At 55.8% G+C, this 8,882-nt stretch carries 9 protein-coding genes and 2 pseudogenes; 2 read left to right on the top strand and 9 right to left on the bottom strand.

Annotated features, from left to right (window positions below):
- Positions 1-493 precede the first annotated feature (493 nt).
- From AC2FIZ_RS20500 to napF, 8 genes are read right to left on the bottom strand one after another with little or no spacing between them, the layout of a single operon-like run.
- Complete coding sequence (locus AC2FIZ_RS20500; RefSeq protein WP_142640413.1) at positions 494-751, bottom strand: hypothetical protein; 258 nt, start codon at positions 749-751, stop codon at positions 494-496.
- Positions 752-764: 13 nt separating this feature from the next.
- Positions 765-1,466: a NapC/NirT family cytochrome c gene (locus AC2FIZ_RS20495; RefSeq protein ID WP_185956761.1), complete on the bottom strand. Its 702-nt coding sequence runs from the start codon at positions 1,464-1,466 to the stop codon at positions 765-767.
- A 29-nt stretch (positions 1,467-1,495) separates the two neighbouring features.
- Complete coding sequence (locus tag AC2FIZ_RS20490; RefSeq protein ID WP_185956760.1) at positions 1,496-1,933, bottom strand: nitrate reductase cytochrome c-type subunit; 438 nt, start codon at positions 1,931-1,933, stop codon at positions 1,496-1,498.
- Positions 1,934-1,945: 12 nt separating this feature from the next.
- Positions 1,946-2,863, bottom strand: coding sequence for a quinol dehydrogenase ferredoxin subunit NapH (napH, locus tag AC2FIZ_RS20485; protein ID WP_281973974.1), 918 nt, complete (start codon positions 2,861-2,863; stop codon positions 1,946-1,948).
- Positions 2,860-3,678 (bottom strand): ferredoxin-type protein NapG, encoded by an 819-nt coding sequence (gene napG, locus AC2FIZ_RS20480; protein WP_281973975.1) that lies wholly within the window; start codon positions 3,676-3,678, stop codon positions 2,860-2,862. Before napG ends, napH begins: the two co-directional genes overlap by 4 nt.
- Before the next feature lie 27 nt (positions 3,679-3,705).
- A complete protein-coding gene (napA, locus tag AC2FIZ_RS20475; RefSeq protein ID WP_281973976.1) occupies positions 3,706-6,198 on the bottom strand; it encodes a nitrate reductase catalytic subunit NapA in 2,493 nt (830 codons plus the stop codon).
- Positions 6,195-6,488, bottom strand: a complete 294-nt coding sequence (locus tag AC2FIZ_RS20470) for a chaperone NapD (protein ID WP_281973977.1) — start codon at positions 6,486-6,488, stop codon at positions 6,195-6,197. The genes napA and AC2FIZ_RS20470 overlap by 4 nt, the downstream gene beginning before the upstream one ends.
- Positions 6,485-7,000: a ferredoxin-type protein NapF gene (gene napF, locus AC2FIZ_RS20465; RefSeq protein WP_281973978.1), complete on the bottom strand. Its 516-nt coding sequence runs from the start codon at positions 6,998-7,000 to the stop codon at positions 6,485-6,487. The genes AC2FIZ_RS20470 and napF overlap by 4 nt, the downstream gene beginning before the upstream one ends.
- A 407-nt stretch (positions 7,001-7,407) precedes the next feature.
- Between napF and AC2FIZ_RS20460 the strand changes: the two are divergent.
- Both AC2FIZ_RS20460 and AC2FIZ_RS20455 read left to right on the top strand, forming a co-directional pair.
- Positions 7,408-7,872 (top strand): annotated as a pseudogene (locus AC2FIZ_RS20460) (IS110 family transposase); the annotation flags it as partial.
- Positions 7,854-8,189, top strand: a pseudogene (locus AC2FIZ_RS20455) (IS1 family transposase); the annotation flags it as partial. The pseudogenes AC2FIZ_RS20460 and AC2FIZ_RS20455, both read left to right, overlap by 19 nt.
- 497 nt (positions 8,190-8,686) lie before the next feature.
- On the opposite strand, the gene AC2FIZ_RS20450 reads toward AC2FIZ_RS20455, so the two are convergent.
- On the bottom strand, positions 8,687-8,882 hold a 196-nt coding region (locus AC2FIZ_RS20450; RefSeq protein ID WP_281973979.1), incomplete at its 5' end, for a hypothetical protein.

The following is an 8,882-nucleotide window of genomic DNA, read 5'->3' as shown; positions in this document are numbered from 1 at the left end:
AGATCAGACATGTTCACCGCTCGTTTTTGAACCGTGAATCACGCCGCAAAACGGAAATCAATGGGTCCTGACCCTAGGATTACGCGCTTAGGGGCGCCATTGTGCGCAATAAGATATGGAATCAATCTGCGGTGGACTCATTGAGGCCTACTTTCCTGAATCAATTTGGCTGAAACACTATCTTTAAGGGTTTGATATGATATCTATTTTATTGCAGCTAGATGTCGTAATACCTGTCCATTGCAAGGCGTGGTCGAATGCTCCAGTGGCGCGTGGGCTGCAGCTGAAAATCTACACCAACGCGAGCAATGGTCCCTCGGCACGGATTGCTCGATAGTTCTGACGGCTTCCATCTCGAAAACCTATCAGATGAGAAATCAGGGGATGTCCATTCCATCAGAGCCCTTCTGCACCTAGCCGCTATCTACCCCAGAGCATCGGGTAAAGGACCAATCATTACGCCGCCATTGCCCAGCACGCTTCGGTCTTTCTGTTAGACCGTTGCCCCTTTGATACGGATCGCAGAACCCAGTGTCCCGGCACACAGACCCACAACAATGGCGATCAAAAGTTCGGTCGTTGCAACATTGGCAAAGTCCCAATGGGCAAACAGCAGCGTCCCAACAATGCCGATCAAACCGCCCATCATGGCCCCCAGCCAGAGGCGGCGCGTCATCATGCCAAGCGCAACGCCCAGAATGCCTGGAAGGCCGATGATGTTGCCGCCGATTGTTCCCAGAAGTTCCAGCATAACTTACCCCTTTTCAGTCCGACTGTGTGGTCAGGTATGACCGGATTTCTGCGCTGCCGTCTGCAACCTGTTGTTGCAAGTTACCTGCGGATTTATTAGCCAGCGCATCGGTGATTTTCTGGTATTCTTCCTGATAACCCTGCGGCAGGCTGTGTGCGATGCCTTGGTGGCAGTCGATGCAGGTCATGTTGTTGTCAATTGCCCGCTGATGTTCCGATGCAGCGCGTGCTTCTTGAATGGTGAAATCCATATAGTCAAAGTTATGGCAGTTGCGGCACTCGCGGCTGTCAGAGGCCTTCATCTTTTTCCAGACCGCCGAAGCCATACTTAGCCGATGCGCTTCGTATTTCTCAGGCGTGCTGATGGTTCCGGCAAGCTCGTGATAGACATCTTTAACAGCCATGATCTTGGCCTTGATCTTGTGGTTCCATTCATGTGGCACGTGGCAGTCAGAACAGATCGCGCGGACACCGGAGTGGTTGTTATAGTGGATCGTCTCGCGGTATTCGCCCAGATTGGTTTCCATCGTGTGGCACGAGGTACAGAATTCCTCGGTATTGGTCAGTTCCAATGTCCAGTGGAACCCACCCCAGAACAGAATACCGGCCAGAAACCCGGCGAGGATCAGAAAGCCCGAGCTGAACATAACAGCCGGGGTCCAGATCGCGTTCCAGAGGCGGCGGATCCAACCGCGGTTTTCGGGGGAGTCTGCCATCTTGGTGCTCCTTTCAGACATGCGTTGGATTAGTTGCCGGACGAGGGTTCAAACACGTTGTCGACCAACGCAGGCGCATCTGCCTGAGGCACGTGGCACTGGTTGCAGAAATAACGGGTCCCGGCGATGTGATCCAACTCATTGCCGTCACGATCCAGATAATGGGTCATCGACAGGGTCGGCGCATTGCGTTCCCCGGCTTTGGTCCAGTCATGGCAGGACAGGCATTGATTGGTGCGCACGTCAATCTGGTATTGCTCGATCGAGTGGGGGACAAGCGGTGGTTGCTGGCGATAGTTGCGCTGCATCCGTCCTTCCACGTTCTTGTGAATCCGGTCCAACGGAATGGGTTCATCCACCTCGGCGCCACGCAGGGTTTGCACCGTCGCAGATTGCGCAAGGACGAACCCGCTCAGGAATATAACGGGGATCAGGGCGACGACACCTGTGAGGATTGGCTTGTTCATCTCGGCACTCCCTTAAATAGGTCTGGCTACGCGCGGTTCAGGCGCGGGAACTGGATCGGAAGGTGCGGCGACTTGGTCGTCGAACCGGTGAGTAAATTTGAAGACATCAACTGCACAGACATCGATACAGCGACCGCAGTTTGAGCAGTCGGTTGACAGGATCAGCGGCGTGGCACCCGGCTTGCCCTTCAGCGCGGGCGAAATGATGTGGTTTTCGGGGCATACGGCATAACAATCCATGCAATCGTCACAGGCCGAGCGGTTAACCGCGCTGACCCGTAACAGGCTTTTGGTGCCGATCAGGCCATAAAACGCACCGACCGGGCATATGTGGCCGCACCAGCCGTGACGGGCGACAAGCACATCAAAGACAAAGATCGCAACGACCATGGCCCAGACAAAACCGGCCCCAAAGATCAGTCCGCGATGCAGCATGGTGATTGGGTTGATAATCTCCCATGCGATCACGCCGGTGAGACCCGAGACGATCAGCGCGGTGGCCAATATCCACAACCGCGTGCGCCGTTTAGGTTGCCAACCTTTCGGCAAATCCAACCGCCTGTGCAACCAGTTGGCGGCGTCGGTCACTGGGTTGATCGGACAGACCCACGAGCAATAGACGCGGCCTCCGACCAGCGCATAGGCCACCACGACGATCAAGCCGCCAATAAAAGCGGTCATCGCCGGCCAATGCCCGGCGATGATGCTTTGCAACAGGATGAATGGGTCCGTCAGCGGCAGTACACCCAGGGTCTGCGATCCTGCCAAGGTACCTTTTACGACCCAGATGCCGAACCAGGGTCCCAACAGGAACAGGACCAGAAAGAACAGCTGACTGATACGGCGCAGTATCAGGTATTTATGCGCGCCGACCCAGCCTTTGACCGCCACGGCTTCTTGGCCTATGGGCATATGTGTGCGGGTGGTCATTGTCCCACCCCTGGAAGATCATAGCCGGGTTCAAAACCACCCGGTGCGATTAGGTTGTCGACCCCCGGGCCGGGCAGGCGGTCGGGCAGGTCGATTATGCCTTCAACAACCGGCGCGCCCTTGGCATCTTTTTCTTCCCAACCTTTGCGGTAATGATCCGCGCTGCTGCCCCGCGCAAGACGTGCCGGCAATACCTTGATTGCGGCTTCTGGCAGTACACAGCTTTTTTCACACATGCCGCAGCCGGTGCAGCGGTCGGCATGTACGGTTGGAATAAACATTGCATGGTGGCCCGAGCGGGCGTTATGCGCCGTTTCCAGCGTAATCGCTTCGTCAATCACCGGGCAGACACGGTAACAAACGTCACACCTCAAACCCAGGAAGTTCAGGCAGTTTTCCTGATCGACCAAAACCGCGACGCCCATTTTGGCATCGTCAATGTTATCCAACTTGGGATCTAGCGCACCGGTCGGGCAGGCGGCAACACAAGGAATATCGTCGCACATTTCACAAGGCACATCGCGAGCGATAAAATATGGCGTGCCCGTCGCCCCGGCATCCGACCCAAGCTCGGCCAGTTTCAAGGTATCATAGGGGCAGTCTCGCACACACAGCCCGCAGCGAATGCAGGCCGACAAGAACTCCCGCTCTGGCAGCGCGCCGGGGGGGCGCAAAGCCTCGGCCGACAATGCACGGGCGTCGCGGGCCAGCCAGGCCAGCAGTGACCCGCCGACCACACAGCCGCCTGCCGCACGCGCCGTATCCTGAAGGAAAAGGCGACGTTTCGGCGAAAGAGGAGTCTTGGCGAGGGGCATGGGGATTACCTTTGCGATCCGTGCCGATTACGCGCGCTCGACCTTACAGGCGCATTTCTTGTAGTCGGTTTCCTTCGACAGCGGACAGGTTGCATCCAACGTCAGCTTGTTGGTCAACTGGTGTTCATCAAACCACGGCATAAAGACCAAGCCGCGCGGCACCTTGTTGCGCCCGCGTGTCTCAACCCGACTGGTGACCTCGCCACGGCGGGTCGACAACACGATTTCCTGCCCGCGGCGCAGGCCGCGATCCTTGGCGTCTTGTGGATGCATATAGACAACTGCCGACGGGAAGGCCCGGTGCAGTTCCGGCACCCTGCGTGTCATCGAGCCTGAATGCCAATGTTCCAGCACGCGACCGGTCGACAGCCACAGATCATATTCTTCGTCCGGCTCTTCTGCGGCGGGTTCGTAGGGGGCAAAGATGATTTTTGCCTTGCCGTCCTTGTGACCGTAGAATTTAACATCCGCGCCTTCGGGCACATACGGATCGTACCCTTCGCGGAAGCGGTAAAGGGTTTCTTGCCCGTCCACGACCGGCCAGCGCAACCCGCGCGCCTGATGGTAGGTTTCGAACGGTGCAAGGTCATGTGCGTGACCACGGCCAAATTCGGCATATTCCTCAAACAGGCCTTTCTGAACGTAGAACCCAAAATGCTCGGATTCGTCGTTGTCAAAGCCTTCCGCAGTTTCGGCTAGGGGGTACTTGTCCACCGATCCGTTGGCGTAAAGCACATCATACATGGTCTTGCCGCGGTGTTCGGGCATCTTAGCCAGCAGTTCTTCATCCCAGACCTCTTCAACGGTGAAGCGCTTCGAAAACTCCATCAACTGCCACAGGTCAGATTTTGCTTCTCCTGGCGCTTTCACCTGCTGGCGCCAGAACTGAGTACGGCGTTCCGCGTTGCCATAGGCGCCTTCTTTTTCGACCCACATGGCGGTGGGCAGGATCAAATCTGCAGAGACAGCTGTGACAGTTGGATAAGGGTCAGAGACTGCGATGAAGTTTTCCGGGTTGCGATAACCCGGGTAACCTTCCTCGTTGATATTGGGTGCCGCCTGCATGTTGTTGTTGCACTGCACCCAATAGGCATTCAGTTCACCATCCTTCAGCTTCCGGTGCTGCAAGACCGCATGGAACCCGGGCTTAGGTGGAATAGTACCTGCCGGGATATTCCAGGCGGTTTCGCAAATCTGACGGTGTTCGTCATTTGCCACCACCATGTCTGCAGGCAGGCGGTGGGCGAACGTGCCCACCTCACGCGCGGTTCCACAGGCCGAGGGCTGACCGGTCAGCGAGAAAGGCGAGTTGCCGGGTTCAGAGATCTTACCAACCAGAAGGTGCACATTATACATCAGCGAATTCACCCACGATCCGCGGGTGTGCTGGTTGAAACCCATGGTCCACAAGCTCATCACTTTGCGGTTCGGGTCTGCATATTGTTGCGCCAGCTTCTCAAGTTTATCGGCGGGCACGCCAGACAGTTCGGCTGTGTATTCCAGCGTATAAGGTGCGACCGCCTCGGCGTATTCTTCAAAGCTGATCGTCTCGAGCTTGCCCGAGTTTGGGTTCTCTGCCTCTTGCTGCAGCGCGTTTGTATCGCGCAGACCATAACCGATATCGGTGGCGGTTTTGGTGATGTTGACGTGCTTGTTGACAAACTCTTCGTTCACCGCGCCGTTCTGAATGATGTAATTGGCGATGTAATTCAGGATCGCCAGATCGGTCTGCGGGTTAAACACTAGGCCATTATCGGCAAGCTCGAACGAGCGATGTTCGAATGTCGATAGAACATGCACTTCGCATCCCGGCTTGGTCAGGCGCGTGTCGGTCAGGCGCGACCACAGGATCGGGTGCATTTCGGCCATGTTCGATCCCCACAGCACGAAAGTATCCGCGTGTTCCAGATCGTCATAGCAACCCATCGGCTCGTCAATTCCGAAGGTACGCATAAAGCCCACGACCGCGGAAGCCATACAGTGCCGCGCGTTGGGGTCGATATTGTTGGACCGGAACCCGGCTTTCATCAATTTCGAAGCAGCATAGCCTTCCCAAACCGTCCACTGGCCTGACCCGAACATGCCGACACTGGTCGGGCCCTTTTTGGCCAGCGCCTCTTTCCACTTGGTGGCCATGACGTCAAAGGCTTCGTCCCAACTGACCGGCTCAAACTCACCGTTCTTGTCATATTCGCCGTTGGTCTTGCGCAGCAATGGGGTGGTCAGGCGATCCTTGCCATACATAATCTTTGACAGGAAATAGCCCTTGATGCAGTTCAGCCCGCGATTGACCGGCGCGTCTGGGTCACCCTGAGTGGCGACAACACGCCCGTCCTTGGTGCCGACCAGCACAGAACAGCCGGTGCCACAGAACCGGCAGGCGGCCTTGTCCCAGCGAATGTCAGGGGTGCCCACCTGCGCGGCGGCCTGAGCAGTGGCCAGAGGAATACCTGCGGCAGAGGCCGTAGCTGCGGCCGCTGAGGCCTTGAGGAATGTCCGACGAGTTTCTGATATGGTCATAGCGTGGGCCTCCGGCTGGTGGTTTGGCTTGGGGCATCGGGATGCGGATGGCTGTCCGCAGTGTCCTCGAAATGGTGGTACGTCAACGTCAGAGAAATCACCCCGGGGATCTGGTGCAGGTCCATGATGATCTCGGACGCAAGGCGTGTCGGCGTGTCTTCGACAACAATTACAAAACGACCGTCTTCGGCCTCGGCGTGAATTTCGACACCGACAGTGTTTTTCATTGCCTCGGACGCCGCCAGTGCCTGCGCTGGCGCGATATGTAAAAGGCATCCGCAGATATTCATTGGCTGACTTCCGTTTGAGATATGGTTTTGCGTTTCAATGTGACGGCATCGACCGGGCAAGACGCCATACACGACCCACAGCCAGTGCAGGCGTCGAGGTCTATTGATGGATCCGCGCGGCCACCCAGTTGCAGCCTGAAGTTGATGGCGTTCTGTTCGCAATTATCCTGACACACTCGGCAGCTGACACCATTGACAGACAGGCAGGACGCAGCTTCGACCGACGCGCGCCACGGCCAATCATGCAGGCGTTCTATGTCCAGGGCATCCGTGGGACAGGATTGAGCGCAACTCCCACAAAAAGTGCAGGGACCCTCGGTGGGCTGAAACACCGGATACCCATCCTGACCAATGGCAATCACACTTTCGGGGCAAGCCTCGACACAGTCGCCACATTTACTGCATTGATCTGCAAAACCAGGCACAACCGAACCCGGAGGTCGAACAAGATTACTGTCCTCCCGGAATGCGGTGACGCCCAAAAACGCGCGTCGGCTGGTCAGTTGACTCATATCGCTTTGACCTGGCTATCTCTGATTCCTTTTCTGAGTTTACCGCATAATCGTTCTGAGGCTGGTACATTTTGATCCAGATCATAGTTTGAGCGCATCGTTCTTAAACGATTTGAGCTATTTGACGTCTGGAATGCCACCATCCGTGCTGCTTGAAACCAGATGAGCGATGACACAACAAAGCCAAACCGCCATCTGTCTCAAAACATCTGATGACGTATAGCTGTCCATTGCCAACCGTTGCCACGTCGACAGGTGATTGGGCCGTAGATCATGTCGTCGCGCAAATTCATTGACCTCACTCCCAGGACCGACGACTTGGCCACAACACGACCCTTGAACGGTTCTGAAGGTGTAGACGCCCCCGCTGGCCTCGGTGTGCCATTGTGGGTTTGCAAACAAACTGAATGGAGGCGTCACTGGAAGAGATTGGCATGATTGGCCTGGATTTGGCGAAGAATGTGTTCCAGGTGCACGGAGCGGCTAGAACAGGTCACCCGGCTCTTCAGAAGAAACTGCGCAGGGGCCAGGTCCTCGAGTACTTTGCCAAATTCCCGCGTAGCGTGTTTGCAATGGAGGCCTGCACCAGTGCGCATTATTGGGCGCGCGAGATCGGTCGTTTGGGTCACAAAGTCAGGCTGATCAATCCGGCCACGTGAAGCCATTCGTCTAACGTCAGAAGAACGATATGGACGATGCTGAAGCAGAACTGTGAAGCTGCAAGTCGACCAACGATGCGCATTGTTGCTGTGAAGCGTGAAGAGACCTAGGCGTCAGCGATGGTTCTTCGGTCCCGGGAATTGTTGGCTCGGCAGCGCACGCAATTGATCAACGCTCTGCAAAGTCACCTTGGCGAGCTAGGTCAGGTCGCACCGACAAATCTCTGATCAGCACGTCGAATGTAGAGTGTCAAAACCTGACCATGCGTATGCCCATGCGCCGTTTTACCCGCCTGACAAGTGGTTTCAGCAAGAAGGTTGAAAACCGCATGCACTCCGTTGCGCTGCGTTTCATGTACTACAACTCTGTGAAGGTGCATCAGACGTTAAAGGTGACACCTCCAATGGAAGCGGGTTTGACTGATCGCCTCTGGAATATAGCTGAACTGGTTGCTATCGTTGATGCCAACGAACCCGCACCAAAGAAGCGTGGAAACTATAAGCCCCGTAATAAGGCACTTTCAAAGTGACCCAATCCCGTACGATCCGCGTATATTAGCGCGTTGATATATGAAGTCGTTCATGAAACCGGCCAGGCCAAAGGTATTCCGAACCAACCATCAGCGGGTTTTCCATCCACTTCGCGACTGACAAACGTCTGCCTTCGAAGATCTCGAAACGCACCGGCTTCTGCGTCTTACTCTGCAGAACGGAGGCTCGTTCCTTGACCTGTCCGGAGGCCATTACATCGACCACCTGCATTCGGACCAGATCGCAGCCTCGGAGCTTGTTGTCTATTGCCATATTGAAGACGACAAAGTCCCGGTGGATTTTGGCTAGCTCAAGTCCAACCCTGATCGCCCAGATGTGTTTTGGTTTCAGAGGGCGCTTTTGTCCTACGATCCGGCCCTTGTTTCAGGCCGGGCGAAGCGCGCGAATGGCGGGTAAGTTTGGTGTTTCCATGACTGATCCTCCGAACCGCCATTCCCTCCCACTTCGACGACCCGACGTTGACCGGTGCAGCATATCACCGGATGCTGCATCGCATTCGACGTCCAGTGTGAGCCCAAAGCGACAGAGTTTCAAACCTAACATCAAACTTTTCGAGGGCTAAAACAACTGCTACTCCCTTATGAATGATTGATTGTTGAGCAGCCTCATCTGACTGGTTCAATTTGATTGTTAGTGCATCATTGGCCTGTGATCCATTGAGATGATGGTTT

This window comes from Ruegeria sp. CDSB022, assembly GCF_059611145.1.
Note: the sequence above shows the minus strand (reverse complement) of the source record. Positions and strands in the feature narration are given on the sequence as shown.